Source organism: Phascolarctobacterium succinatutens CAG:287 (assembly GCF_000434895.1).
Classification (GTDB): domain Bacteria; phylum Bacillota; class Negativicutes; order Acidaminococcales; family Acidaminococcaceae; genus Phascolarctobacterium_A; species Phascolarctobacterium_A succinatutens_A.
Genome location: NZ_FR892813.1, coordinates 1 through 26,475, shown reverse-complemented (window position 1 = coordinate 26,475; position 26,475 = coordinate 1). Strand labels below are relative to the sequence as shown.

General features: G+C 44.3%; 31 protein-coding genes. 10 read left to right on the top strand and 21 right to left on the bottom strand.

Annotated elements, in window-relative coordinates; all coding sequences use genetic code 11:
• On the bottom strand, positions 1 to 905 hold a 905-nt coding region (locus tag BN587_RS08960), incomplete at its 3' end, for a TonB-dependent receptor plug domain-containing protein (RefSeq protein ID WP_303684947.1).
• 115 nt (positions 906 to 1,020) lie between these two features.
• Between BN587_RS08960 and BN587_RS08955 the strand changes: the two genes are divergently transcribed.
• On the top strand, positions 1,021 to 1,848 hold the full coding sequence (locus tag BN587_RS08955; RefSeq protein ID WP_021720782.1) for a MerR family transcriptional regulator: 828 nt from the start codon (positions 1,021 to 1,023) through the stop codon (positions 1,846 to 1,848).
• A gap of 174 nt (positions 1,849 to 2,022) precedes the next feature.
• On the opposite strand, the gene BN587_RS08950 is transcribed toward BN587_RS08955, so the two are convergent.
• The 3 genes from BN587_RS08950 to BN587_RS08940 all read right to left on the bottom strand — a co-directional run bounded on the left by BN587_RS08950 (position 2,023) and on the right by BN587_RS08940 (position 4,395).
• Positions 2,023 to 2,313 (bottom strand): LysM peptidoglycan-binding domain-containing protein, encoded by a 291-nt coding sequence (locus BN587_RS08950; protein WP_021720781.1) that lies wholly within the window; start codon positions 2,311 to 2,313, stop codon positions 2,023 to 2,025.
• Positions 2,314 to 2,522: 209 nt separating this feature from the next.
• The gene (locus BN587_RS08945) at positions 2,523 to 3,926 is read right to left on the bottom strand and encodes an FAD-binding oxidoreductase (protein ID WP_021720780.1); all 1,404 of its coding nucleotides are present in this window, start codon (positions 3,924 to 3,926) and stop codon (positions 2,523 to 2,525) included.
• Positions 3,927 to 4,056: 130 nt separating this feature from the next.
• Positions 4,057 to 4,395 carry a hypothetical protein gene (locus tag BN587_RS08940; RefSeq protein ID WP_009144405.1) on the bottom strand — a complete coding sequence of 113 codons (339 nt, stop codon included), beginning with the start codon at positions 4,393 to 4,395 and terminating at the stop codon, positions 4,057 to 4,059.
• Positions 4,396 to 4,581: 186 nt separating this feature from the next.
• Between BN587_RS08940 and BN587_RS08935 the strand changes: the two genes are divergently transcribed.
• The 3 genes from BN587_RS08935 to BN587_RS08925 are packed head-to-tail and all read left to right on the top strand — an operon-like array spanning position 4,582 to position 6,541.
• Positions 4,582 to 5,016, top strand: coding sequence for an RrF2 family transcriptional regulator (locus BN587_RS08935; protein ID WP_021720779.1), 435 nt, complete (start codon positions 4,582 to 4,584; stop codon positions 5,014 to 5,016).
• Positions 5,017 to 5,075: 59 nt separating this feature from the next.
• The gene (locus tag BN587_RS08930; RefSeq protein ID WP_021720778.1) at positions 5,076 to 5,651 is read left to right on the top strand and encodes an hDIG domain protein; all 576 of its coding nucleotides are present in this window, start codon (positions 5,076 to 5,078) and stop codon (positions 5,649 to 5,651) included.
• Positions 5,648 to 6,541, top strand: a complete 894-nt coding sequence (locus BN587_RS08925) for a hypothetical protein (RefSeq protein WP_021720777.1) — start codon at positions 5,648 to 5,650, stop codon at positions 6,539 to 6,541. Before BN587_RS08930 ends, BN587_RS08925 begins: the two co-directional genes overlap by 4 nt.
• A 219-nt stretch (positions 6,542 to 6,760) precedes the next feature.
• Here the strand turns inward: BN587_RS08925 and BN587_RS08920 are convergent, their stop codons facing one another.
• The 12 genes from BN587_RS08920 to BN587_RS08865 all read right to left on the bottom strand — a co-directional run bounded on the left by BN587_RS08920 (position 6,761) and on the right by BN587_RS08865 (position 16,780).
• Positions 6,761 to 7,438 (bottom strand): heparan-alpha-glucosaminide N-acetyltransferase domain-containing protein, encoded by a 678-nt coding sequence (locus BN587_RS08920; protein ID WP_021720776.1) that lies wholly within the window; start codon positions 7,436 to 7,438, stop codon positions 6,761 to 6,763.
• Positions 7,439 to 7,726: 288 nt separating this feature from the next.
• The gene (gene rsmA / locus BN587_RS08915) at positions 7,727 to 8,578 is read right to left on the bottom strand and encodes a 16S rRNA (adenine(1518)-N(6)/adenine(1519)-N(6))-dimethyltransferase RsmA (RefSeq protein ID WP_021720775.1); all 852 of its coding nucleotides are present in this window, start codon (positions 8,576 to 8,578) and stop codon (positions 7,727 to 7,729) included.
• Positions 8,575 to 9,117 (bottom strand): ribonuclease M5, encoded by a 543-nt coding sequence (rnmV, locus tag BN587_RS08910; protein WP_021720774.1) that lies wholly within the window; start codon positions 9,115 to 9,117, stop codon positions 8,575 to 8,577. Before rnmV ends, rsmA begins: the two co-directional genes overlap by 4 nt.
• 15 nt (positions 9,118 to 9,132) lie before the next feature.
• Positions 9,133 to 10,101 (bottom strand): 3D domain-containing protein, encoded by a 969-nt coding sequence (locus BN587_RS11480; protein ID WP_021720773.1) that lies wholly within the window; start codon positions 10,099 to 10,101, stop codon positions 9,133 to 9,135.
• A 148-nt stretch (positions 10,102 to 10,249) separates the two neighbouring features.
• Positions 10,250 to 10,978 (bottom strand): tRNA1(Val) (adenine(37)-N6)-methyltransferase, encoded by a 729-nt coding sequence (locus BN587_RS08900; RefSeq protein WP_021720772.1) that lies wholly within the window; start codon positions 10,976 to 10,978, stop codon positions 10,250 to 10,252.
• On the bottom strand, positions 10,971 to 11,813 hold the full coding sequence (locus BN587_RS08895; protein WP_021720771.1) for a PSP1 domain-containing protein: 843 nt from the start codon (positions 11,811 to 11,813) through the stop codon (positions 10,971 to 10,973). Before BN587_RS08895 ends, BN587_RS08900 begins: the two co-directional genes overlap by 8 nt.
• Positions 11,814 to 11,819: 6 nt before the next feature.
• Positions 11,820 to 12,845, bottom strand: coding sequence for an ATP-binding protein (locus BN587_RS11475; protein WP_021720770.1), 1,026 nt, complete (start codon positions 12,843 to 12,845; stop codon positions 11,820 to 11,822).
• A 1-nt stretch (position 12,846) separates the two neighbouring features.
• Positions 12,847 to 13,482 carry a dTMP kinase gene (gene tmk / locus BN587_RS08885; RefSeq protein ID WP_021720769.1) on the bottom strand — a complete coding sequence of 212 codons (636 nt, stop codon included), beginning with the start codon at positions 13,480 to 13,482 and terminating at the stop codon, positions 12,847 to 12,849.
• A gap of 10 nt (positions 13,483 to 13,492) precedes the next feature.
• A complete protein-coding gene (locus BN587_RS08880; protein WP_021720768.1) occupies positions 13,493 to 14,941 on the bottom strand; it encodes an aminotransferase class I/II-fold pyridoxal phosphate-dependent enzyme in 1,449 nt (482 codons plus the stop codon).
• Positions 14,942 to 15,264: 323 nt separating this feature from the next.
• Positions 15,265 to 15,681 carry a hypothetical protein gene (locus BN587_RS08875; RefSeq protein WP_303684946.1) on the bottom strand — a complete coding sequence of 139 codons (417 nt, stop codon included), beginning with the start codon at positions 15,679 to 15,681 and terminating at the stop codon, positions 15,265 to 15,267.
• Positions 15,682 to 15,799: 118 nt separating this feature from the next.
• Entirely contained in the window at positions 15,800 to 16,168 is a 369-nt protein-coding gene (locus BN587_RS08870) for a hypothetical protein (RefSeq protein ID WP_044484708.1), read from the bottom strand.
• A 264-nt stretch (positions 16,169 to 16,432) separates the two neighbouring features.
• Entirely contained in the window at positions 16,433 to 16,780 is a 348-nt protein-coding gene (locus tag BN587_RS08865) for a cupin domain-containing protein (RefSeq protein ID WP_044484707.1), read from the bottom strand.
• A gap of 242 nt (positions 16,781 to 17,022) precedes the next feature.
• On the opposite strand from BN587_RS08865, the gene thiS reads away from it, so the two are divergent.
• The 6 genes from thiS to BN587_RS08835 all read left to right on the top strand — a co-directional run bounded on the left by thiS (position 17,023) and on the right by BN587_RS08835 (position 21,083).
• Positions 17,023 to 17,217: a sulfur carrier protein ThiS gene (gene thiS, locus BN587_RS08860; RefSeq protein ID WP_021720765.1), complete on the top strand. Its 195-nt coding sequence runs from the start codon at positions 17,023 to 17,025 to the stop codon at positions 17,215 to 17,217.
• Positions 17,218 to 17,847, top strand: coding sequence for a sulfur carrier protein ThiS adenylyltransferase ThiF (gene thiF / locus BN587_RS08855; protein ID WP_021720764.1), 630 nt, complete (start codon positions 17,218 to 17,220; stop codon positions 17,845 to 17,847).
• Position 17,848: 1 nt separating this feature from the next.
• A complete protein-coding gene (locus BN587_RS08850; RefSeq protein ID WP_021720763.1) occupies positions 17,849 to 18,616 on the top strand; it encodes a thiazole synthase in 768 nt (255 codons plus the stop codon).
• 9 nt (positions 18,617 to 18,625) lie between these two features.
• Positions 18,626 to 19,843, top strand: a complete 1,218-nt coding sequence (gene thiH, locus BN587_RS08845) for a 2-iminoacetate synthase ThiH (RefSeq protein WP_021720762.1) — start codon at positions 18,626 to 18,628, stop codon at positions 19,841 to 19,843.
• Positions 19,836 to 20,414 carry a thiamine phosphate synthase gene (locus BN587_RS08840; RefSeq protein ID WP_021720761.1) on the top strand — a complete coding sequence of 193 codons (579 nt, stop codon included), beginning with the start codon at positions 19,836 to 19,838 and terminating at the stop codon, positions 20,412 to 20,414. Before thiH ends, BN587_RS08840 begins: the two co-directional genes overlap by 8 nt.
• Positions 20,415 to 20,555: 141 nt before the next feature.
• Entirely contained in the window at positions 20,556 to 21,083 is a 528-nt protein-coding gene (locus BN587_RS08835; RefSeq protein WP_040564460.1) for an inorganic diphosphatase, read from the top strand.
• A gap of 178 nt (positions 21,084 to 21,261) precedes the next feature.
• Here BN587_RS08835 and alr read toward each other — a convergent pair whose 3' ends face one another.
• The 5 genes from alr to BN587_RS08815 form a co-directional block, all read right to left on the bottom strand.
• Entirely contained in the window at positions 21,262 to 22,380 is a 1,119-nt protein-coding gene (alr, locus tag BN587_RS08830; protein WP_021720760.1) for an alanine racemase, read from the bottom strand.
• 156 nt (positions 22,381 to 22,536) lie between these two features.
• Positions 22,537 to 22,680: a FeoB-associated Cys-rich membrane protein gene (locus BN587_RS11975; RefSeq protein WP_021720759.1), complete on the bottom strand. Its 144-nt coding sequence runs from the start codon at positions 22,678 to 22,680 to the stop codon at positions 22,537 to 22,539.
• A gap of 385 nt (positions 22,681 to 23,065) precedes the next feature.
• A complete protein-coding gene (locus tag BN587_RS08825; protein ID WP_021720758.1) occupies positions 23,066 to 23,515 on the bottom strand; it encodes a hypothetical protein in 450 nt (149 codons plus the stop codon).
• A gap of 83 nt (positions 23,516 to 23,598) precedes the next feature.
• Positions 23,599 to 24,030, bottom strand: a complete 432-nt coding sequence (locus tag BN587_RS08820; protein WP_021720757.1) for a hypothetical protein — start codon at positions 24,028 to 24,030, stop codon at positions 23,599 to 23,601.
• Between the two features lie 14 nt (positions 24,031 to 24,044).
• On the bottom strand, positions 24,045 to 24,461 hold the full coding sequence (locus tag BN587_RS08815) for a hypothetical protein (RefSeq protein ID WP_021720756.1): 417 nt from the start codon (positions 24,459 to 24,461) through the stop codon (positions 24,045 to 24,047).
• Positions 24,462 to 26,475: the final 2,014 nt, after the last annotated feature.

The following is a 26,475-nucleotide window of genomic DNA, read 5'->3' as shown; positions in this document are numbered from 1 at the left end:
CTATTCCTGCTGAAGCTTAAAATATTATTGCTACTCTCAGAAAACTTATGATTATAGCTCATAACAAAATTATTGTTATCCTTAGTTCCATAAATCGGAGTGGCTTTTTCATAAACTTGTCCTTTTTTAGGTTTAATTCTGGAATAGTCAGATTTATACTGCGTGTACATTAAGCTCAAGTCATTTTTTTCATCAAAAGTTTTGCCCAACTTAACATTAAAAGTTTTGGCATCAACAGTTTCCGGTACCCTTCTTCCTTGACCATCTTTGAAGCTACCAGATTTTTTATTTTGTGCAGCAATATACCAGTTCAAGCCTTTTTCAGTACCGCCAGCACTCAAACCTACGTGGCTTGTCTTAAAGCTTCCGTAATCTGTGTGAAGTTTACCATACCCATTACCACTCTGCTTTCTAGTAACAATATTAATAACGCCACCTTGCGCGTCAGAACCATATAAAGTAGAAGCAGAACCTTTAAGCACCTCTATACGTTCTACTAAATTCATATCAATGAAGTCTGCGCTAGAAAATTTTTCAGCATCGCCTCCATTAAAATTTATTCTTACACCGTCAATTAAAACTACAATATTTTTTGAACCATTAATATAAAGAGTGTTATCTGCATAAGCTTCACCACTGCCACCCATGTTCTGAACATTAACACCCGGCAAGTTGCGGATTGCTTCACCAATATTATTAAAATGCTTATTTTCTATTTCCTGTCTACCTACTACATTAACGTTCGCATTAGCATTAAACATTGTCGTAGGTACCTTTGTCGCACTAACTACCAATTTCTCTAATGAAAATTCAGGTAAATCTTCTGTAGGCATTGCATTTGCAACATTAGTAATAGCGCCAACAGCCAACATCAATATTAAACTCTTATAACTACTTGAAATCATTGCACTCGCTCTCCTATAAACTTCAATATTCGATTGATTTTTTTAGCTTATGTGATATTATATACTATATAGCGCTATACACTCAATATGTTTTTCAAGGGGATTTAGTATTAAAATGAGTAACACAAACTACTTTTCTGTAAGTGAACTCGCTGCCTTAGGTAATGTATCTCGACAAACTATTCTCTACTATGATAAGCACAATTTACTAAAACCTAATTTTATAGACAGCAATGGTTACAGATACTACCACTTCAAAGAATATCTTATTTTAGAAATAATATTAAATTTTCGCAAATTAGGTATGTCTGTAGACGAAATAAAGGCTTACATAAATGAAAAAAGTCCAGAAGCTTTAGATAACATACTAATGAACAAAGCAATAGAATATGAGTTAACTATAAAAAAACTAAAATGTTTATTAGCAGATATCGAAATAGTTCGCACAAATTTAGCAGCAATCAATAAATATAACATCGGTAGTCTAACTATTCACCAACAAGAGCAAGAGATTCTAATACTTAGTCCTTTGGTTGATAAAAAAGCACCAATCAAAACAAGAATAAAAATATTAGGAAACTTCAACCTACCGCTATATAAATCAAATCACTTTAAGTCCTGCAAAGTCAGTTGGATAATTACAGCAAATGATTTTCTTAATGGTGAATGCAGGAAAAAACGCTACTACTGCTCACCAGCATATGTTGATTCAAATAATAAAAAAAAGATTATCTTACCTGCTGGAAATTACTTAACATATATTTTTCAAGGAGCTTTTCAACCGCAAGCCACAAAAATCTATGATATTATTACCCAATATCTGCATAAGCAACATTTAAAGATTATTAGCCCGATAAAAATTACTACCTTGAAAGATTTTTGGACAGCTAAGACAAGAGATGACTATATAAGTATGCTTTCTGTTGCGGTAGAAAAAGAATGAAAATATTTAGCTTATTACTATATTTTGACTTGTTTTCCTTTATAACCGAATTAAATTTCAAGAGCTTATAACCCAGATAAATTCACCAACAAGCTCGATTTTAAATCACAACAAGGCTGTTGTACTACCCTGCAAGTACAACAGCCTCTATCTTTTGCTCATACTATTTTGCTATCATTTATTTTCTGCTACCATCAGACCGCTGTCATGCACGCGCAGCGGTACCTTTAACACCTGGCCAGGATAAATAGTCTTAGATTTTAGCTTATTAGCCTGCGCAATGCGGAAAATAACCTCTCGCACGTCCTCACGTTCTTCTGTATGACGTCCGGCAATATCCCACAGCGTTTCGCCATCAGCAACAGTCACAGTATATTCCTTGTAAACAGGTTTGTCAGCAAACACAGCACTATAGCCAGCATAAAGTAAGCAAGCGCAGCAGATAATAGTTAAAAACCTTTTCATATCTATCACCACCAAATAAATCTCTGTTTGCTTATATTATAGTATCAAGCACGAACTTTGTCAACACTTTTGTGAATTTTTGTTTGCTGTTTTCTGATGTTTTCGAACATTTTACCTAAATCAAATGTCGTTTATGCGCTATATCCAAAAAAATTACTGCAGCAAAAAAGGCATTACCTTTCGGCAATGCCTCTTTACCTAAGCTTGTGCTACTCTATATCAAAAATTTTGCCCGGATTCAGGATATTATTGGGATCCAGCGCTTTTTTAATCGCACGCATCATTTCCAGCTCATCGGGATTAGTGAATTCCTGCATCAGCTGTTTACGTTTATAGCCAATGCCATGCTCACCGCTCAAACGACCGCCGTGTGCATAAATAAAGCGATACAACTCCTGCTGATTGGCCTTTACTCTGGCATCCCAACCAGCATAATCCTCAGCCTCCTGTTTCAGGATATTCAGATGAATGTTGCCATCGCCGGCATGACTGGCAATGCGTGTTACCAGCTGATATTTTTCTGCCAGACGCAGGATTTCTGCAAGTAGCGCAGGCTCATGATCTACCGGGCAGACAACGTCCTCCTTGCAGACAATCAGGCTTTCAGCGCGCACTGCTTCGGCAAAGGCCTTGCGTGCCTGCCAAATTTTATCGTGCTCGGCTACCAGCACATCACCAGCACCATTTTCGGAGCAGATTTCATCCATCGTGCAGGCCTTTTCATCCAAGTCATCCTCGCTGGTGCCTTCCACCTCTACGATAAGATAATTGCCTTTGTCACTGCCCTGCAGCGTTGTACCGAGATAACGCTCCACGGATTTGATAGTGATATTATCCATATATTCTACGCAGGTAGGCATGATGCCAGCCATAATCAGCTTGTTAACTGTGCCGATGGCATCCTCAGGCGCTTCAAAAACTGCCAACAGATCCATGCTGTACTTAAGCAGCGGCAGCAGCTTCACAGTAATCTGCGTGATGATACCCAAGGTACCCTCGCTGCCAATAATCAGCTGCTCAAGGCAGTAGCCTGTAGTCTGCTTTTGCAGGCGTGCTCCCAGCTGCACAATCTTGCCGGTAGGATTAACCACCTCCACAGCATATACCTGATGACGTGTAGTGCCGTATTTAACTGCACGGTTACCGCCGGCATTGGTTGCCACATTGCCGCCGATAAAACAGGAGTCACCACTGCAGGGGTCACCTGCATAAAAAGCACCCTTGGCCGCAGCCGCAGCCTGCAAGTCGGATGTACGCACCCCCGGCTCTACAACCGCGTACATAGCATCGGCATTAACCTCGATAATCTTATTCATCTTTTCGAGCGAAAGCACTACACCGCCATAAATAGGCACTGCACCGCAGGCAAGACCTGTGCCTGCGCCACGGGGCACAACCGGGAAGTGATATTCATTCGCCAGCTTGACCACAGCCGCCACCTGCTGTGCATTTTCTGCAAACACCACAGCCTCAGGCATATGATGATAGGCCGGGTCAGTTACTTCATCATGGGCATATATTTCCATCTGCCCTGCATCCGTCACTACATTCTGCACGCCGACCAAAGCCTGCAGCTTGGCAATTATTTCATTAGACAGCTTGTTATACTCCATAACTCAGTCCTCCTCATTTGTAATAATAAGATTTTACATAACTCTATGCTTATTTTATCACAAACCGTGATATTTATAACAGCTTCTTAAAACAAAAATTGCCGAAGCCACAGCTTCGGCAGTAAAGATTTTAGTTTTTGGATTTTTTTACTTCTTCCAGTTTGTTTTTCATCCAGTCAATCATTGCTACCTTGCCAAAATCGTGCCAGGTTTCACATTCGGTATTTTTGGCAATATACTCATTCCACTTATCCTGATTAACATTTTCTACTTCCATCAGGTTCATAATGCCAAAACCGCTGCGCCAGATCATATCATCCATAGAAGTAAATTTGCTGTTTTCCTGCAAAAACTTAGGATTGAATAATTCCTGGAAGGATACCTTGTTCAAAATCTTGCCCAGTTCCTTATCCTCGGTAAAAATTCCCAGATAATGCTTAAAGGTTTTATCTAATTTATTTTTTTCCATCTTGCTTCCTCCAAAAATAGTTGTATAAGGGTATTTTAACACAAAAGCAATAAAATGGCACTAGCATTTTCATATTCCGTGTACAGAATCATTAATTTATGCCCGCATAACACAGATATGATAATCATTATTGAATTCCTACTAAATTCATAGTAGAATATAGTCATTAGAAAGGTTGTGACCGTAATGAAAATTTCTACCAAGGGACGTTATGCCCTGCGATTGATGCTCGATTTAGCAATCAACCACACCGGTAGCTATATACCATTAAAAACAGTTGCCCAACGGCAAAATATTTCCGATAAATATTTAGAGCAGATTATTCACCAGCTGAGTAAAGCAGGCTTTGTCCAAAGCGCCCGCGGCGCTCAGGGAGGCTATCGTCTGGCGCGCACGCCTGATGAATACACTGTCGGTGAAATTCTGCGCACAGTCGAGGGCAGTCTGGCTCCCGTATCCTGCCTGGATTGCAAAACACCCTGCGATCAGTTTGATTCCTGTATCACCATCGGTCTGTACAAAAAAATTCAGCAGGCCATTGACGGCGTAGTTGACCACACTACGCTGCACGATATGATTAATGATTACCGTGCCAAGCATCCGCAGGCTGAAAATATTTAAAAGCGAGCCAAGCACCCGCATTTTATAGAAAAACAACAAAGCATTAGGAGGACAATAATATGAACAGAGAAGAAGCCTGGAATTTATTACGTCAATATAACAAGGAATCCTTTCATTTACGTCATGCGCTTACTGTAGAAGGCATTATGCGTTACTTTGCCAAGGAGCTTGGCTATGCAGACCAGGAGGAATACTGGGGCATCGTAGGCCTGCTGCATGACTTGGATTTTGAGCTGTATCCCGAGGAACACTGCGTAAAATCTCAGGAGCTGATGCGCGAGCACGGCGTGGACGAAAGCATTATCCGTTCCACTGCCAGCCACGGTTGGGGCCTGACTGCCGCTAACATCGAACCTGAGCATCAGATGGAAAAGGTGCTTTTCGCTATCGATGAGCTTTCCGGCTTAATCGGTGCCGCTGCCCTGATGCGTCCTTCCAAAAGCGTACAGGACATGGAGCTGAAATCCCTGAAGAAAAAATTTAAGGATAAACACTTTGCAGCCGGCTGCAGCCGCGATGTAATCAAACAAGGTGCCGATATCCTGGGCTGGCCTTTGGACGAGCTGATGGAAAAAACCATCGCCGCTATGCGTGTAGACGAAGCAGCCATCAACGAAGTCTGCGATAAATTATGAGGCGCACAGCCTTAATCTGCTCTTTGCTGCTCAGCCTTGCAGGCAGCAGCTTCGCGGCCACATCTGAAGAGATGTGGCAGGATTATCAACAGAAACCGGCCATAGTTTCCAATAATACAACCAAACAGGCAGAGCCTACGGAAGCCGAAAGCAGTATTGACACTTTCCAAGCAGAGGAACACGCTGCAGACAATAACATCGTAAGCACTGCTCCTACTGTACCGGCAACGCCAAAGCAGGAAGAAACAGCAGCCGAAGCGCCCATGACAGTGAATGAAGCAAAAGCACCTATGGCAGAAGTGCCAACAACACCAGCTGCTGCAAATACTGCAGCTAAACCGCCTGTTATCAGCAATGAGCCTGTGCCACCTGCAGACAAACCCAAGCCTAAACCAAAGCTTAATTTGGTAGGCAAGCCGCCTCTGCCCAGGCAGTTCATGCGTACACCGCAGGCAAGCGATTTTACTATTGTCAGCAGTAAAGCCGGCGGTTATAATATTGCCGTACCTAATTCCTTCGGCAAAAATCCGCTGGCAGACCTGCCTCAAGCCGAAGGAGCTATGCTGGTGCGCACTGCAGGCAACACTCTGATGTTGGCAGCAACCGTGCTTGACCCTGCGGATACTGCAAGCTTTAAGGCAACAGAAGCTCTACCTGTCTATGAAAATGCCAAAGTATACTGGCAATGGCAGCATGGCAATCAGTTAATTTGGACCTGCCGCCTGAGTGCCCACAATGATTATCACGGCAACAAGCTGCTTTTGACCGCAGAAGCTCAGCAGAACGACAAAACCTACCAGTTGCTGTACGTAATGCCTGCAGCTCAAGCAGATACCTATCTGCCGCAGGCAATTTACTCCTTAGACAGCTTTAAAGTAAACCAGCCATAAAGAAAAATCCTCCGTCAGCTCGCCAGCTGCGGAGGATTTTCTTCTTTCTCTCTCGTTAATTATGAGTCCGGGGACATTAGCTTTGTTGGGACATTGGCTAAAAGCAAGGGGTGTTAAAGGTTAAGAAGAAATAAGCAGAGGGATAACACCATATGCAAACAAACTGTATAACTACGAGAATTTCTATGCAAATTGACTTTTAAAGAAAGGCTTGTTAAATTAGCTCAGCTTTTTCAGATAAGCTTGTCCTTTTTCATGCTCGGACATAAACTGGAACAGGTAGAGGCCGCACAGGAATAAGAAGATGTTCGGCAGGAAAGGCACATACTCCAGCGAGACAAAATCTGCACTAGGCAGCCCCAGCCATACGTTCCAGTCACCGTACAGGAAGGACGGCAGATGTCCGATTATCTTACCTTGCCAGATGATCACGCCATCGGTAAGATGCCTGGTCAAATCATAGGCTATTGCAGATAACAGCCAACCGCAGGAACCGGGAGACTTCTGCAGCCACCAATGAATGGGCTGTACTACCAGATATGCAAGACCAAGGAAGGTAAAGATGCCGAAATAAATGGGATGCTGCGGTGTGAAGATATAGGTGCAAAGCGAAATCGCAGTGCCTACACCCAAAAGGCCCAATCCCCATTTGAGGTAATTGCTGCCCTGGCTAAATGTCATACCGCACAGAACCACAATGCTCCACAGCGTCAGCCGCTGCCACCATACATAATCCCAAGCAGGATTAGTACCCTGAGCTACATTGATATTATACAGGAAGTAGAAAACTGCCAGATTCAGGAAGGCTGCAGCCTTGAGTGCATTCAGCACACGATACTGCTTCTTTGCTGTTTTTGTTTCTGACTGCTCATACATTTTTGCTAATAACTTTTCCATAATACTTACCTCGCTTTCATCGTGTGAGGTGAAGCGCCGCGCAAACCTTAGGGAATATTTATTATTCCCTGTAGTTATAATATAAACTATTCTGTCAGAATTTTCAAGAGGTCAAGTTATATCGTTTGGGCATGCGGCAATTAGTTTTATATCAGTTATGCTTTATTGGAATATCAATAATGCATTGAAGGAATAACTATGCCCTAAAAAAGCCAAAAACAGCAGAGAAACTGTAAACATCATTACACTTTCTCTGCTGTTTTGTAACCTAGCTTCTTTTTTTATTTTTTACTTTTCTACACTAAAGGTATTAGTTAATGCCGCAAAATCCTCCAGGCTGAGAGTTTCCGCTCTGCGCTTGCCGTCTACGCCGGCACGCTGCAGCCACTGCGCACACTGCTCGGAGTTGATGCCCATATTCTTCAGCGAATTGCTGAGCATCTTGCGTCTGAGGGAGAACGCTGCCTTAACCACGCGGAAGAACAGCGCTTCGTCGCACACCTTTACCGGTGGCTCGGAGCGGCGCTTGCACACAATAACAGCCGAATCAACAGCCGGTGCGGGAATAAATGAGGTCGGCGGTACGATAAACGCTATCTCCGGCTCGGTATAATACTGAATAGCTACCGAAAGCGCACCATAATCCCTGCTGCCGGGTTTGGCAGCCATGCGTTCGGCAACCTCCTTCTGCACCATAGCAACTAAACGCTCCATAGGCAGGCGCTTTTCCAGCAGGGCAAAAATAATCGGCGTAGTAATATAATACGGCAGGTTAGCGCACACCTTAAATTCCGGTGCTGCCACCGTTTCCATAATATTTACCTGCAGGATATCGCCATTGACGATGCGAACATTGTCATAGCCCTCCAGCGTAACATCCAATACCGGCAACAGGCGTTTATCCAGCTCTACCGCCACAACATCGGCACCGCTTTCTGCCAGTCCCTGTGTCAGCGTACCGATACCGGGACCTACCTCCAGCACCTTATCCGCAGGGGAAAGCTCTGCTGCCTCTACTATACGGCGCACAATATTTTCATCAATCAGGAAATTCTGCCCCAGCTTTTTATCGGCACGCAGTTTAAAGCGGTGCAGAATATGATTCGTTACCTGGGGAGAAGCAATAACCGGTTTATTCACTCTTCACTCTCCAATTTTTCTAAAGCAGCCGTAAATTCTTCACGGCTCACGCCATAATGATTCAAGCGTTCCAAAAAGCGTTTGGCATTGCCATAGCCTATACCAAGCTCGGCACCCAGCGCATCACGGCGCGCAGAGGCACTTTCGCTGCCATTCAAATCATTTTGGAATAAATCACGCATGGTAAATTCCTGCTGCGGACGATATTCATGGTGACGCACCTTAGCCAGAGCTTCCAAAATCGCCTCCGGCTGCGCCTGCTCCACGCCTACGTCATTATTGGCAGTTGCCTGACGTTTAGGAATAAACGCCTGACCTGCGTCCGGAAAGCGCTCCGTCAAGAAGCGGCGAATGCGTTCACCGGCACCGTCAGGATCGGTCAGGATAATTATCCCGCGTTTTTTATACGCAGCCTCTATCTGGCGCAAAGTATATGGTGCCAGCGTAAAGCCGCCGGTTTCGATAGTATCGGCCTCCAGCGCCTTACCGATTGCCACCGTATCCATTTTTCCTTCTACTACGAGCACTTCCTTAAGCATCAGATAAATTCCACCTTAATCAGCTAAAATATAAATATCTACATCGCGTCTGCCCCACTGGATAGCACGATGATAATCATTAAAGAACAAATCTACTCTGTGGTGAACCATATCGCCACCGGTATCACCGGCCATAGCGATACCATAACCGGGGATATACATTTTTGTATAATACGGAATAAAGCGCGGGTCAACAGCCACAATGCCTTCATACGGAACAAGACCGATAGAAGTACGGCTGCCTGTTGCTACATAAGCAGAGGCATGGGCACTGATTTTTTTCGTATAGCGCTTATAGCCCTCAGGAGTATAGACGCTCATCGCCATACCCTTGCGGATAACCTTTGTTTCCGGCTCAATCAGCACATGACGCGTCAGCTCCTGTACGGAATGACTGCCATCACCGTTTTTTACCTTTTTGGAAACAACCTTCGCTGTACCGGCCTTGCCTTCAACGTGTATCTTTTCCGTACCGAAGTTCAGACTATAATCGTCCTCATACTTCACCGGAATATCTACACTAGCTTCACTGAACTGCAGCTCCTCATCGGCATTCAAAATATAAACCTGCATGCCTTCCTTAAACGGCTCATGCACATCCGGATAAACACGCTCCTTTTTGTAGGAGATGCCCAAATCCTTCAGCGCCTCGCCTACAGTCGGCTTGCAGCTTTTGTATTCTACCGTTTCATTGCCACGGATAACAGTAAAGGGCTTGCCGCGCAGTACCTCAATCACACTGCCGTTCTGTACCCTTTTGGTATTCTGCAGCTTCCAGCCATCGCCCTTCTCCAGAACAATGCCGGCCTCCTGCAAAATTTTCCCAGGCTTTACTGCATTAGTACGCACTTCCTTAGTCTGGCCGTCACAGAGAATAGTCACCTGCTGTGAAATATCAAAACCCGTCAGGAAGGGTACCATCAGCATAAGAATAACGGCAGACAATAAACAATTTAAATGTAATCTGCATATATGCTTAATCATAAAAACCTCCTTAATCCGGTAATTATTTTAACATAAAACAGCAGGAAGCGTCAAATCCGTGACATTTACGGCATTTTCACGTATCTAAAATATATAATTTGTTAGCATATAGACTAGTTATAGTCTAAAATTTTCCCGTCCATTGAGATTATTTAACAGCAGGCTCATAGAATTTTTTCACCTGCTCCGTATAACTGCCATCCTGATTATACATAATCAGCGGCGGCAAAACATCCAAGCCGTAGCTGCCGCCCTTCTGCATTTCCATCAGGAAAATCCAGGCAGGCTTATCAATTTTGGAATGCACCCATTGCAAACGCTTCGGCTGCAGGCCATACTTCAGCGCCAGCTGCATGCTTTCGGCAAAGCGCTCCGGCAGCTGCACCAAAGCAAAGCGTCCGCGATAGCGCACAGCAAAAGCCGCCGCCCGGAAAAAATCCTCCAGCGTCGAGGTAACCTCGTGGCAGGCAGCAGTGCCTACCTGGCGCACGTTGCCGCTGTTGCGGTAGGGCGGATTGGCAGCCACCAAATCCATGCTCTCCGGCTGCAGCAGCTGCTTGTAATTGCGCAAATCGCCGTCTATAACAGTAAACTTATCCTGCAGGGAATTATCGGCAATGCTTTGGCGTACCAGCTTTGTCACCTGCGGATTGCAGTCTAGCGCCGTCACTTCTGCGGCGCCTCGGCTTTCCAGCAGCATGCTGATGGCACCGGTACCGCAGCCCAGCTCCAGCACCTTGGCCTTGCGTACAACATGCGGAAAGTTGCCTAAAAACACGGCATCAGTCGTATAGCAGAATTCCTTGGCATCCTGCCAGATTTTATAGCCGCAGCCCGGCACATAATCACAGCGCAGGCTGTTTTCCTGCTCAGACATTATCAGCCTGGGAAGCATCTACAAGCTCTTCCCACTCCACCTGAATAGTATTATCCGGAGAAAGCTGTACAGCAGCGGTACGCTCCTTGCGGTTAATGCCTACTACCTTGCCTTCGCCCATAGTAGTCACTACCTTGCTGCCCATCTTGGGAATTTCAATGCGCTCGCGACGACCGCAGCCGTTGCAGCCGTGCTTGCAGTACATATGGTTTTCATACTTCAGGCAGCACATCAGACGACCGCAGATGCCGGAAATCTTCGTCGGGTTCAAGGACAGGCTCTGATCCTTGGCCATGCGGATAGAAACAGGCTCAAAATCGCCTAAGAAGGTTGCACAGCACAACGGACGGCCACAGCTGCCGATACCGCCCAGCATCTTGGCCTCATCACGCACACCAATCTGGCGCAACTCGATACGGGTACGGAAAACAGCTGCCAGATCCTTAACCAGCTCACGGAAATCAATGCGTCCGTCAGCAGTGAAGTAGAAAATAATCTTATTCACATCAAAGGTAAACTCTACGTCAATCAGACGCATGGGCAGGCCATGATTTTTGATTTTGCGCAGGCAGATATTGAACGCTTCCTTTTCACGGATTTTGTTTTCTGCCAGCTTCATGTCATCATCGGCTGTTGCTTTACGCATAACCGGCTTGAGCGGGGAAACAATCTGCTTGTCTTCTACCTCACGCGGTCCGATAACAACCTCGCCATATTCCACACCGCGCGCTGTTTCCACGATAGCGAAATCACCCTTTGCTACACCTGTTTCCGCCGGGTCAAAATAATATATCTTGCACGCTTTTTTAAAGCGAATGCCTACTACTGTCGGCATAAAATATCACTCCTTATAAATTTTATCTATTTTAAGCGCCATGGTTTCCAATGCCGTTTTCATACCGACACTGCTCACCAATGCGTCATATGCTTCCTGTACAATCACTAAAGCCTGCTTCAGCGCCGACAGCTGCCAGCCGCTGCTCTGACTTTTAAGCTCATCCAGTAAATCTATATTATATATTCTATCATAAAGCTGCAATTTGCACATCATTAAATCGCGCAACAGCAGCTGCCACAGCTGCACGAGCAGCAGTGCCTGCTCGCGCTGCACCTTTTTGTCCAGCCAGCTGCGGCCGGCCAGATAATTCATCGGCATCGCCAACGGCAATGCCTCCAAAAAGGCTGCTGCCTGCTTGCGGCATTCAAATACATCCAGCTGCCCCTTGCCAGCAGCTAAATTCAGCGCCAAGCCGATTGAGCCTTCACTGATACGTGCCAACACTGCAGCCTTGCCAGTCTCTATCTGCCTTGCACGCAGCACCTGCTCCACCAGCTGCGGCTCCAGTGCCTGAAAGCGCAGCTGCACCACGCGCGACATAATAGTCGGCAGCAGCTTATTTACATTGGCTGCCAGCAAAATAATCACCCAGCCTGCCGGCGGCTCCTCCAACAGCTTCAAAAAAGCATTAGCTGCGGCGGGAACCATAGTATCCGCATCCTCAACAAGGCACACCCGCGTCGCTGACATCACCGGTGCCAGCGCCGTTTTAGCCGTCAGCTCCCTGATCTGGTCGATAATAATCGTATCTCTTAAACGGTCCTTTTTATCATCCCATTCATGCTGCACCAGCACGAAATCCGGATGGCTCAGATTGCCGTCCTGCAGATTCATCAGCCTGCAGGCCTCACAGCCATCTGTTCCGTTATGCTGAAAGCACAGCAGTGCCTTAGCAAATTCCAGAGCCAGCGTGCGCTTACCCAAGCCGGCAGCACCGCTGAAAAGCAGCGCATGCGGACGCTCCTTGGCCTGCAGATAGTTCTGCAGAAATTTTTTCTGTTCTTTGTGGCCGATAATATGCTCCCACATTTTATTTATCTCCGCTGATTACTCTGCCGATGGCCTGCAGCACCTTCGCAGTAACCTCCTGCTGCGTGCCTAAGGCATCAATCACCTGGAAGCGTTGCGGCTCTGCCGCTGCAAGCTGCAGAAAGCCTGCACGCAGACGCTGCTGAAATTCCAGCCCCTGCTGTTCATAACGGTCCTGCACACCACGCTGCTGGCGACGCGCCAGCAATTTTGCCGGGTCGGCATCAAAAACAAGCGTCAAATCAGGCTCCAAGCCTCCGGTAGCAAAAGAGCCCAACCGGCGCAGCTGCGCAATCTCCTCCGGAGTTTTGCCCTGCGCCAATCCCTGATAAACCAGTGTTGAATCATTAAAGCGGTCACAGATAATAATCTTGCCTGCTTCCACCGCCGGACGCAACAGCTTGTCGACATGCTCGCTGCGTGCTGCCAGATACAGCAACGTCTGCGTTGCTGTTGTCAGCGGCAGCTCCAGGTCCAGCACCAAAGCGCGCACCTTTTCAGCCAGCTGAGTACCACCGGGCTCGCGGCTTTCCAGTACATCATAGCCCTGCTCGCGCAAGGCCTGCGCTGCCAAATGCTGCTGGGTAGTTTTCCCCGCTCCGTCTATTCCTTCAAATGTAATGAAAAATCCTCGCATTTTATTTACCTCAATCCGCAATAATACGTATCGTTTGTAAGCTGCTGTCTGCAGGTCCGCTTACCGGCAGCCCTAGCTCCTTCTGAGCTCTGCAGTAGGCAATAATCTCTTCCGTTACCAGCTCACCCGGCAGCAGCACCGGTATTCCCGGCGGATAAAAGCTCACCTGCTCGCCGCAGATTTTGCCTGCAGCCTCTGCCAACGGTACCGCTTTTTTCGCACGATAGAACACGTCGCGCAAGGGCAGAACTGCCTGCGTCTGCGGCACCTTCGCTGCCGCTGCCAACTGCAGCGGCGCACGCTTCTGCGCCTGCATTTTATTCAGTACAGCGGCAATTCTTGCCAACGCCTCGTCATAATCCGTAGTAACATCGGCATAGGTCACCAAAAAAAGTACATTATAGGCATCTACAAGCTCAACAGCAACTCTTGCCTCACGGAAAAGCTCACCAACCTCTACGCCGGTATAGCCCCAGGCTGCAAAGTTGACTGTCACCTTCGTGCTGTCCAGCTGCAGTCCGCCGCAATCTGTCGTCTCCATTACACGCAGGCCGCTATAGGCGGCACACAGGCTGCGCAGCTTGGCAGCAGCCTGTACAGCCGCCGCTGCCATCTCCTTGCCGTAGACCTGCACCTGCGCTCTGGCAGCATCCAGTGATGCCATCAGCAGATAGTTGGGACTTGTCGTCGTCAAAATGCTCATCACATCCGCCGCACGCTGCAAATCAAGACGTGCTCCCTGCACATGCAGCATACTGCACTGCGTCATCGCGCCCAAAATCTTATGCGTACTCTGAGCACAGGCATCAGCACCGCACTGCAGAGCGGATGGCGGCAACAGCTCACTGAAGCCCAGATGCGGTCCATGCGCCTCATCCACCAGCAATACTGCATTATGCGCATGGCAGCAATCGGCAATCGCCCGCACATCTGCCGCCACACCGTAATAATTGGGGCTTGTCAGCAGCACCGCCTTAATTTTGCTGTCCTGCGCCAGCGCCGCCTCTATCTGCTGCACAGTAACCTGCATCTGAATACCGAATTCCGGCTGATACTCCGGCTGTAGATAAACTGCCTCTATACCACCCAAAACAAGTCCGCCAGCAACACTGCGGTGCGCATTGCGTGGCAACAGCAGCTTTTCCCCCGGGTTCAGCGCCGTCAGCAGCATGGCATGAATTGCCTGGCTTGTACCGTTGACTGCCCAAAAGCAGGCATCACTGCCGTAGGTTTGCGCCGCCAGCTCTTGCGCTTCTTTAATATAGGTTTCCGGCTCATGGATATCGTCCAGCTCGCTCATCAGCGACACGTCCATCTGCACGCTGGCACCCAGCTCCTGACGCAGCAAGCGCTGCATGCCGCGTCCTCCCTTATGTCCGGGAGTATGCAGAGGATAGACGTCCTCACTTTTATATTGCAGCATCGCCTCTATCAAAGGCATGCTAATTTTATCTTTCATTATTTGCTCCCTCCGGCAAAGCTAAACTAATTTAGTACATCATTATATTTTAACATATTTAGCACTGCAGATATAGCTTTAAAGCAGCTATCCGCACAAATTTATTCTTACGCTGCGCACTTCTGCACAAAAAAGAGAGGCCCGCAGATCACATGACCTCTCTGAGTTTTTATATTAGTCCATTACTTACGCTTTAGTTGAGCTAATCTAATTTTGAAGAATAATTGTATTAAACAGCTATATTAAAAGCTTATTGCAATATAGCCGATCATCAGGCATAGCAATAATAAGTACAGAGTGTATAACAGTGTGTATACTTTATATTAGTTCCACGAGTTAACATCAATTCTCCACAACGTCTGCTCATCACTCTTTTTCTCAATCTTTAATACAACGGATGCCTTTACGTTATTTTTAGTTTTTAAAAAATTTTTACTATCTTTGCCATATGAACCTCTATCTTCTATCCACCCCTTATTTTGTAAAGAACTATTGTAATAATTTATTAGCCTACAACTCTGACTGGTCGGAACTTGAACTGTATACCAATAATGTGAATCTCTATGCATATCGTAAATTACAGTCGAAAAGCCAGACTTATAAATAATATTGATCGCCTCATTTCTTAGTTCCTGTTCATCAGCACTTTTCATGAATTGATTGCCTAATATAACACATACAATTAACAGTACAACTATTACACAAATCTTTCTTTTATCTATAGTCTTTAATATTGCCAATATACTTTCCTCCATAGTGTTTAAGGTAACATCCTTTCCTGCGACAACACTGCTGCCTTTAACGTTAGCAGCCTTATCTGCATCCAGGTTCACATTGCCTTTAACACTGCCAACTATATCAATTGGAAAGCAAAAACAATATATTTATTCCAAATTCATTCTTGAAAAATAATATAACGAACGGCATTATGAATATAAGAAGAAAACTTCCTATTAAAAAGATTAGGCTGTTTTTTATAAGAAATCTTTTCTTTAAACGTTGTGTTTTTTCTTCATCTTTTCTCATGTAGGTAAGCATTTCTCTAACATCATTATGTATATTCCCCCATATTATGGCTAAAAATAATGGTAATACTTTTATTGGAAAATAATACTTCCATAACACAATTCTTGAAGGTGTCGGAGGCCCAACTATATATACCATATAAAATATTATGTAGTATATTATATATGTAATATAACATTTAGTTGTTTTGTTTATTTTCATTTCCTGATCCTCTCAATTCATTTATGGTTTTTATATCAAGCATTAGTCCTAAATTATCTAGCGTATCTATTAACTTATTTTGTTCAAGTTGATTATACAATCTACCCAAATTTTTAGCGGTGTCCAGAAAACTGGGTACATATCAAATCGGCAGCAAGCTGGTACGCGGTATTTTAGGAAGTCTTTTTAAAGGTAAATAAAAAAATTCAGGACTGACGCACAGCCAAGGCGTCAGTCCTTTTAGTTTAGACATAAAAGCTATAATTATTTTTTGATTACCAGAGCCTGCAGCAGCAAATCCTCGGCAGCATCTGCCGGATTGCCGATAGCATGACCTTCGCCGCTGGGACAGTGCACCTTATCGCCTGCATGCAGCGTCATAGCCTTGCCGTTATCGTTGTACTCAGCAGTTCCCTGCAACACCACGATAGTTTCACTGTTACCGTCATGGATGTGATAGCCAAGGCTGCAGCCCGGTTTAAGAGTTACCTTAGCGTACATTACTACGCTGTCGTTAAGCATGCTTTCGTCAAGATAATGTTCAATAATTACGTCACCATTGCCACCGAAGCGGTTGGCGCAGATATCTGTTTTGCTGTTTGTTATTTTCATAAGCAAAGCCCCCTCTTTTTGTACTGCTTCCATTATATGCCTATTTCGTGCATCAGGCAAATATTTCTCTGACAGCATATATAATTTATCTCCTTGACACTTACCGACAAAAACATTATACTTATGCTAACAACTTCATAAACAAAACTTAGAGTGAGTCTGAAATTTAGCTCATGAAGGGGTACACCACCACGGGTGTAGCTTTTTCATGAGCTTTTTTTATTACCCGAAAGGAGAAAATCATGCTTATCAACGAAGAAGAAAAGGCCTTAGGCTGCCCCATCGCGCTCAGCGAGCTGCTTACGCAACTCGGCTATCGCGCCGAGCTTGTTGCCATCGAGCTTAACGGCAATATCATCAAGCAGGCGGATTTTGGCAGTACAACAATTACCGACGCCGATAAATTGGAAATTGTCAGCTTTGTAGGAGGTGGCTGAATGATTATCAAGGAGGAAATCAATGCCGCACTTGGCAAAGGACTGACACAGGCGCAGCTTGATGCGTTGCACAACGCGCGCGTTGCTGTCGTAGGCCTCGGCGGACTCGGCAGCAATATAGCAGTCGCCTTAACGCGTCTTGGTGTAGGCAATCTTTATATTTATGATTTCGACAAGGTAGAGCTTTCCAATCTCAACCGTCAATATTATTTTCTTGATGATATAGGGCAATACAAAGCAGACGCCCTTGTGAAGCATTTGCGCCAGATAAACCCCTACGCAGCTTTGCATTCGCAGGTAATCAAGGTAACAGAGGATAACATCCCCACGCTTTTAGGTGATTGTGACATCATCTGCGAAGCGCTTGATGATGCTGCCGGCAAGGCTATGCTCGTGAGCACTGTATTGAGTACCTGGAGCGATAAAAAGGTTATCGCCGGCAGCGGCATTGCCGGCTTCGGCAAAGCAGAAGAAATCACCAGTAAAAAAATCACCAAAAATCTTTATCTTTGCGGCGACGGCAGCAGCGATTTTCACGATTTACCGCTCTGCGGTGCGCGCGTCGCACTCTGCGCCATGCAGCAGGCACTGCTTGCCGCACGCATTATTTTAGACTTGGAGGAGAATTAAAATGACAAACGATACATGGACTTTAGGCGGACACGAATTTCATTCCCGTTTTATTTTAGGCAGCGGCAAATATTCGCTGGACTTAATCAAAGCAGCCGTAGAGCAGGCCGGTGCGGAAATCCTTACGCTCGCTCTGCGCCGCGCCAACAGCGGCGCTCTTGCCAACATTCTTGATTACGTGCCGGAAAACGTTACTTTACTGCCCAACACCAGCGGTGCGCGTAATGCCGAAGAAGCAGTGCGCATTGCCCGCCTCGCACGCGAGCTTTGCCACACCGACTTCTTAAAAATCGAAGTAATCAAGGACAGCAAATATCTGCTCCCCGACAATCACGAAACCATTAAGGCAACAGAAATTCTTGCCAAAGAAGGCTTTATCGTTATGCCCTATATGTACCCTGACCTGCAGAGCGCACGTGACATGCGTGATGCCGGTGCTGCCTGCATCATGCCGCTGGGTGCACCGATTGGCAGCAACAAGGGCCTTTGCACCAAGGACTTTATCCAAATCTTAATCAACGAAATCGACCTGCCGATTATTGTCGACGCAGGCATCGGCAAGCCTTCACAGGCCTGCGAGGCTATGGAAATGGGCGCAGCGGCAATTATGGCCAACACAGCGATTGCCAGCGCCGGCGACCTGCCGCTTATGGCCAGTGCCTTCCGTGATGCTATCAACGCCGGCCGCAAGGCTTATCTTGCAGGCTGCGGCAGTGTCCGCGACACTGCCAGCGCCAGCTCCCCGCTGACAGGCTTTTTGCATGATTGAGGTGGCAGCATGAAGAACGAAGATAAATTTTTTAACAACAGTATTTATGATGAGCAGGCAGCAGCCTTCAGCGAAAAACAGTTAACCGACCCGATGCAATATCAGGAGGGCATGGAAATTATCGACTCCGATATTTTCGATAAAGTGCAGACTGCCCGCGCCGCTTACGATTATAATAAATATACGGAAGCAGACGTGCTTGCAGCCCTCGCTCACAGCGAGCGTACACCCGAGGACTTCGCGGCCCTGCTTTCGCCTGCTGCTCTGCCTCTTTTAGAGGAAATTGCCCATGCCGCACAAATTGAGCGCCAGCGTTACTTCGGCAATAACGTTACCTTTTTTACGCCACTGTATATCGCCAACTACTGCGAAAATTACTGCATTTACTGCGGCTTCAACAGCCATAATAAAATTCAGCGCGCCTGCCTGAGCAGCGAGCAGATTGCTGCCGAAATGCAGGCAATTGCCGCCACCGGCCAACAGGAAATTCTCATTCTCACCGGTGAAAGCCGCAAAATGAGTGACGTGCATTACATCGGCGAGGCCTGCAAGCAGGCACGCCAATACTTTAAGGTTGTGGGCGTAGAAATCTATCCGCTCAACAGCGATGAATACGCTTATCTGCATGAATGCGGCGCAGATTACGTAACTGTTTTCCAGGAAACATATAATAAAGATAAATACGCACAACTGCATCTGGCAGGTCATAAGCGCGTTTTCCCCTACCGTTTTTACGCACAGGAGCGCGCCCTGCGCGGCAAAATGCGCGGCGTCGGCTTCGCCGCTCTGCTCGGCCTAGACGACTTCCGTCGCGACGCCCTTGCTACCGGACTGCATGCCTACCTGCTGCAAAAGAAATATCCGCATGCGGAAATCGCCTTCTCCTGCCCCCGCCTGCGTCCCATCATCAACAATGACAAAATTAAACCGATGGACGTGCACGAGCGCCAGCTGCTGCAGGTTGTCTGCGCCTACCGCCTGTTCATGCCCTTCGCCTCGATTACCGTTTCCAGCCGCGAATGCGCGCGCGTGCGTGATAACCTGATGCTCATTGCCGCCAACAAGATTTCCGCTGGCGTCAATACAGGCATCGGGGCGCACAGCAAAAAACAGGAGCTGGGCGATGAGCAGTTTGAGATTGACGACAGCAGAAGCCTGCAGGAAATCTATGATGCATTGCTGAAAATCGGTCTGCAGCCTGTAATGTCGGAGTACGTTTATGTCTGAGCTGCCGCTGATTGCCGTTACGGACAGCGCCAGCTGTCCCCGTCCGCTAGCTGAGCAAATAGAGCGTCTGGCAAAGCTGACGGAGCTGCGTCCGCAGGCTGTCATCCTGCGTGCGAAGTCTTTAGATAAAGCAGCCTATCGCACGCTCGCGCTGCAAGCACAGCAAAGCTGCGAAGCTGCAAGTATAGCGCTCATTTTGCACAGCGATTGGCAGCTTGCACGCAAGCTAGGCATACAAAATTTGCATCTGCCGCTGGCTCTGCTGCGCCAACTGCCAACGTGCGAGCGTACGCATTTCACCTGGCTTTCTACCTCAGTTCACAGCGTAGAAGATGCAATCGAAGCACAAGCACTTGGTGCCACCGTGCTCATCGCCGGGCACATCTACACTACACAGTGCAAGGCCGGCCTTGCGCCACGCGGCCTCGGCTTTCTGCAAAGCGTCTGCAGCGCTATAAGCCTGCCGGTTTACGCCATCGGCGGCATAGGCTTCGATGCTGCGCAGCACGCCGAACTTCAAGCGAATGGAGCACGCGGAGCGTGCGTAATGAGCGCTTATATGAGGCTGTAATAATGTTTGGTAAAAGTTGTGAAAAATCGCCCTGCAAAATTTGACATCGGCCTCCAGAACATCTATGATTAAGAGAGGAATTTGTAAGCAACATATTTATTTCTGTCCCAAAGCACAAGAGGAGGCAAAAACGAAATGACTATGAATATCTGGCATGACATTGACCCCAAACGTATCTCTCCTGACGATTTTATTGCAGTTATCGAAATTCCCAAAGGCTGCAAGGTTAAGTACGAGCTGGACAAGGAAACCGGCCTGCTCAAAATGGACCGCATCCTGTACACCGCAACCCACTATCCTGCAAACTACGGCTTTATTCCCCGTACCTATGCAGCAGATAACGACCCGCTGGACGTATTGGTTTTATGCTCCGAAAACGTTGTACCGATGACCTTGATGCGTTGCTACCCCATCGGCGTTATCATCATGGAGGACAGTGGTGATATGGACGAAAAAATCATTGCGATTCCCTTCGGTGACCCGATGTATAATTCCTACAAATCCATCAGCGAGCTGCCGCAGCATATCAGCGATGAAATGATTCACTTCTTCAGCGTGTATAAATCACTTGAAGGCAAAAGCACAGCTCTTGAAGAGGCGCATGATGTAGACAAAGCAAAGGAAATCATCAAGCAGTGCCAACAACGCTATAAAGATACCTTTTGCTGAAAAATAACCACTTAAAAAAAGGCTATTGCGTAAAATTGCTTACGCAGTAGCCTTTTTAGGTTGAAGCAGCTCTTCCGCCCACAAAAAAAGGACTGCCTTTCGCAAATGCGTCCAGCAGCCATAAAATAAGGGAAAGCGTATTTAGTTAAGAAGCAGCGGCTCACGCCAATGCTTCTTTTTAGTTGCCGCGTACATATTCACGCGGCACACGCGGGCTCACGTCGCAGATAATTTCATAGCAGATAGTATCCGCCCATTCCGCAACCAGCTCCATTGGCAGCTCACGGCCGCCAAACACGATAACCTCGCTACCCAGCTTAACGTCCGGAATATCCGTCACGTCCAGCATCGTCTGGTCCATGCACACGCGTCCGATAATCGGCGCCTTCATGCCGTTAACCAGCATATACCCGCGGTTAGACAAGCGGCGGCTTACGCCGTCGGCATAACCGATAGGCACAGTAGCGATAACACTGGGTCTCGTCAATGTATAGGTTCTGCCATAGCCGATGGTTTCACCGGGCGGCAGTGTTTTCACAAAAGCAACCTGCGTCTTCACAGTCATAACAGGTTCAAAATCCTTGTAGCAGTCAATCATATGCGCCGGGTGCAGTCCATACAGGGTAATTCCCTGACGCACCATATCCAGCTGATATTCCTGCAGCTCCGTCAGCGCAGCACTGTTGGCGATATGACGGATAGGTATATGCACTCCCTCCGCTTCAATCAGGCGCAGCGCCTCCTGAAAGCGTTCAAACTGATAGGCAGCATACTGCTTATCATCGGCGTCGGCAGTCGCAAAGTGACTGAACACGCCCTCAATATAGATACCGGGCAAGGACGCTGCCAGCTTGGCAAACCTGCCGGCATCACGCACATGCACACCGATACGGTGCATACCTGTATCAATCTTAATATGTATTTTAGCCTTAGTATGCAGCTTCAAAGCAGCCGCATTCAAAGCATATAAGCGTTCTTCATCAAATACTGCATGGCTAATATCATAGCGCACGCAGATTTCCGCAACCTCCGGCAGCATTGAGCCAAGCACCAGAATCGGTGTTTCAATACCGGCCTCGCGCAGCTTCACGCCCTCCTGCAGGAGAGCTACCGCAAAAAAGTCTGCACCGTTACGCGCTGCTTCCTGCGCTACGCGCACAGCGCCATGACCATAGGCATCTGCCTTGACGACAGCACATAATTTGGTTGTCGGCTTCAGATTGGCCTTAGCCATCTGCACGTTATGTGCAACTGCATCTAGATTTATTTCTGCCCACGCACCACGTTGAATATGCACAATGGCATCCTCCTAAGCTTATCGTCCATAAAATAAGCCGCAGGCAAAGCATCGTTGCTGCGGCATCAAACTTACCCTGGAATTTTGTTTAGCATACATTATATTTTACAAAACTCTAGTATTAGCATATAACCAACAGGGGATTTTGTCAATATTTTATTTTTTTATCGAGTTGCAGTTTTTAGCATGCGGACAGCCGGAACAGCCGTTGCACCCGCCGCGATACTTTTTACCAAAATAACTGCGCACTGCCAAAATCACCAGTACCACTAACAAACCGCCAATAATATAGGTTGCCATCAGTCTGCCTCACTTTATAATTATCAACATTTACTATATTCGCCAAGAATTCTAGCTATAGTGTAAACCAAAATTATGCTTTTGACAAATGAATTCTTTGTGAAAGAGCGGTAGAAAGGATGATGCGAGAAGAAAGCAAAAAACGAGCAATCTATATAATAACAAATAAACAATTCTTATTATTACTACTATCTGCGCAAGTTCAAGCCTATAATAAAATTATCCTTTACAATTATTGGATGCTATCTTCGGAAGTATAATATATTCTATTGATAACATGTACGCCAAAATTATTAAATAATGAATAATTTTTCAAACTGCATTATCCAAGAGATACACCTTCTGTTCTGAAATCACTAATTCCAAGCCACTTTTGATATCAAAATCAGCTTTGATATTTCTCGAGATTATCTAGTATTTTTTTAATTATACCATCAAATTGAGAATCAAAGTCTTCCTTCTTTATTTTAAATTCAAAACCACTTACAGTATTACCGAATGATTTAGTTGTTCTGTCACGTTCAGGCATTGCAATTTCGTATTCTTTCAGTTCTTCTCTATAAATAACCTCAATAAGATAGTGCATATTAAAAAAACGATTCCATGTTTTATATTTTGTTTTTTTAAATGGATCAGCAAATTCTTCTTTATCATATTTGTAGTTTTCTAAGCTAAGCATTAGATATCTAAATACTCTTTCTTTCAATGATTTAATATCAATATTTTCAATAATACTACCAATGCTCCTACTAAATCCAATGCTTGTAACATGCAATATCAAAATAGATATATCTTTTGTGTTTTTTTCTATATATATGTTTAATAATCCTTTCATTTTGCCACCTACTCTACAATAGCGATATTCGTATTATTTTCGGCAGCAAGGTCGGCTTTTCCTGCTTCACTGGCTTTATAACCTTACCTACTTAAAGGCAAACCATATAAAAAAGACACTATCTGATCACGACAATCAACAAACAATAAAGAATATACACCTCTACTATCATCAAAAATCAACAAAACCTTCCCTTTTTTATATATTGTTTTCTTTGCATTTGACTCTATTATTATCCAACCATTTTTATTGATACTTTCCTTTAACTGTTCAGATATATCTATATTTTTGCAACTCAAAACACAGTTTAAAGTACAATCTCCTAAAATATATCTTTGCGTTTCGAGCTTAACTACCTTTGCTTCAGTCGGCACCCTCAAATGAATCAATTGCAAATACATAGCTCTTTCTTTGTTTATTACATCATTGCTGTATTTTAACAAAGCATTTGAATATACCAATACTGCAGCACAAAATAAACTTAAAACTGCTGTTACAATAAACTGTTTCTTCATATTATCCCCCATGTTTATAGAAGCGTTACCATTATATTGTACTTATGAATATCTTTTATGTATTGTATTCTATACTCTAATCTGTTATCTATATATACCCTTGAGGTATCTCCATTTCGCTTGCTCAATTTATATCCGTCGTGTTTATTAAATATTGCTTCCGAAATCTCATCAAATCCCATATTAGAATTAAAGCTCATATTAATCACTGCCACTCTACCACTACTCTTACCAGGATTAAAAGAAATGTAGAAATTACTTATATCACTTTTAGGTAAGTCTAACCTTAAAACCTTTTCAAGAGCAATATCCATATGTGAAATAGCATAATCCTCCTCTACCAAATTTCTAGTATTGGGGGAAAAAATGCATAAACAAAACACAATTACCTCTGTTAGTAAAATATATACTATCGACTTATGTGTTACCATAACCGAACTCCTTTACATCACCATGTAATCGAATAATCAACACTTGCACCTACTGAAAATCCAACCCCAATCATTAATATTTTATAATTATCAGGTGTAATACCATAATAAACACCGTCAAATGCTTCTAACTTTCCGCCAACAGAAACTCCCCTCAATATGTAAAGCCTTTGCTACTGACTAGCGACCTTGTTTCGAAACTATACTACGCTTGCATTCAAACCACAGGAAGTTGTACGTTCACCAAGCACAAGCTCTCACCTGCGACAGAACTATTTCTGAAATTTTTTTAAGAATGATGGAGTAAGCAAAAATGCCAACAACAGCTTTTGACAAAGACAAAGACAAATTATAGCCGCTTTTGCAGTCTTCATATCAACATTAAGGATACCCTATTTGGAGCGGAATAGTACTTTTAGTTTGTAACCAAAAAGATTATACAATCTACCTTTCTGAAATTTTTTTAAGAATGATGGAGTAAGCAAAAGTGCCAACCATAGCTTTTGACAAAGAAAAAACAAAGACAAATTATAGCCGCTTTTGCAGTCTTCATATCAACATTAAGTATACCATATTGGGAGCGGAATAGTACTCTTAGTTAATAACCAAAAAACTTAAGTTTACTCCATATACATCACGTATTAAGAGCAATATATATGGTGCTATAAATACAAAAAAAACTGCAATCAACATAAAAATCAAGGTGTTTTGATAAACAAACTTTTTCCTAAATGCTCAAACTTGAAACCAAAAAGCTTAAGTTTACTCCATATACATCACGTATTAAGAGCAATATATATGGTGCTATAAATACAAAAAAAACTGCAATCAACATAAAAATTAAGGTATTTTGATAAACAAACCTTTTTCCTAAATACTCAAACTTGCTTTTATCTTTATCTCTATAATACATCATTTTTTTAGCATCATTAAAAATTTTAGTCCATAAAAATGCCATAAATATAAGTAATAACTTTATTGGGAAATATGCTTTCCACGCCTCTTCATTTATTCCACACTCTTTATTCGGTAAGATTACGCATCATTAAAAATTTTAGTCCATAAAAATGCCATAAATATAAGCAATAACTTTATTGGAAAATATGCTTTCCACGCCTCTTCATTTATACCACACTCTTTATTCGGTAAGATTATATATATAAGATAGAATATAGAATAGAATATCATGTAGTTCTTTATGTAGCGACTAGTTATCTGTTTCATGATTTTGTTTTAACTCCTCTATGGTTTTTACGTCCATTAAAATTCCTATATCATTTAACATCTCTTTTACTCTTGTTCTTTCAAAATCACATTTAACATCTCTTTTACTCTTATTCTTTCAAAATCATCTGTAATTACTTTATCCCAATTTATATTATCAACTCTCCCTTTCTTAATTGCAATAGTGAAGGAACTAGCATCGCCATATATACTAATTACTTTAGCTGTTATATCTAATTTATTATAAAAATTATTTCCTAAATTATCTTTAATAACATTATATTTTTGGCTATCGTTATCAATCAGATCATGTTAGCTATAGGAAAATATCGCTGCCACAATGGAATATCACTCATATCATTGTAATAAAACCCAAGAATCATTATAAACAGAAAATATATTATTACTCTTCTCATTTGTTTAAGATGCCACCTGCTGTTTTTATATAAAATAATAGACCTGCATGATCTAATGTATCTTTCAATTTTTTTTGTTCAAAGTTGATTGTTACTTATATTAGTAGTATTGCCAAAGACATCTTCTCTCTTTAAAGTAACAGTATGATTTTCAAGAGATATTTCTTTGATAAGGCATTAATGTACCTATACTATTTTCTTCATGTTGTGCTGGAAATTACCTCGCCTTCTAAATCAGTATTTTTTCCAATGCCAAAGCCATCTTTGCCTGCGTAAATACCGCTTTGGTCTGTAACGCTTTCATATTTGCTATCAACATTATCCTTGCTAACATTGCCACTAATTCCAGCAAAATCAGCTTTGATATTCCTCAA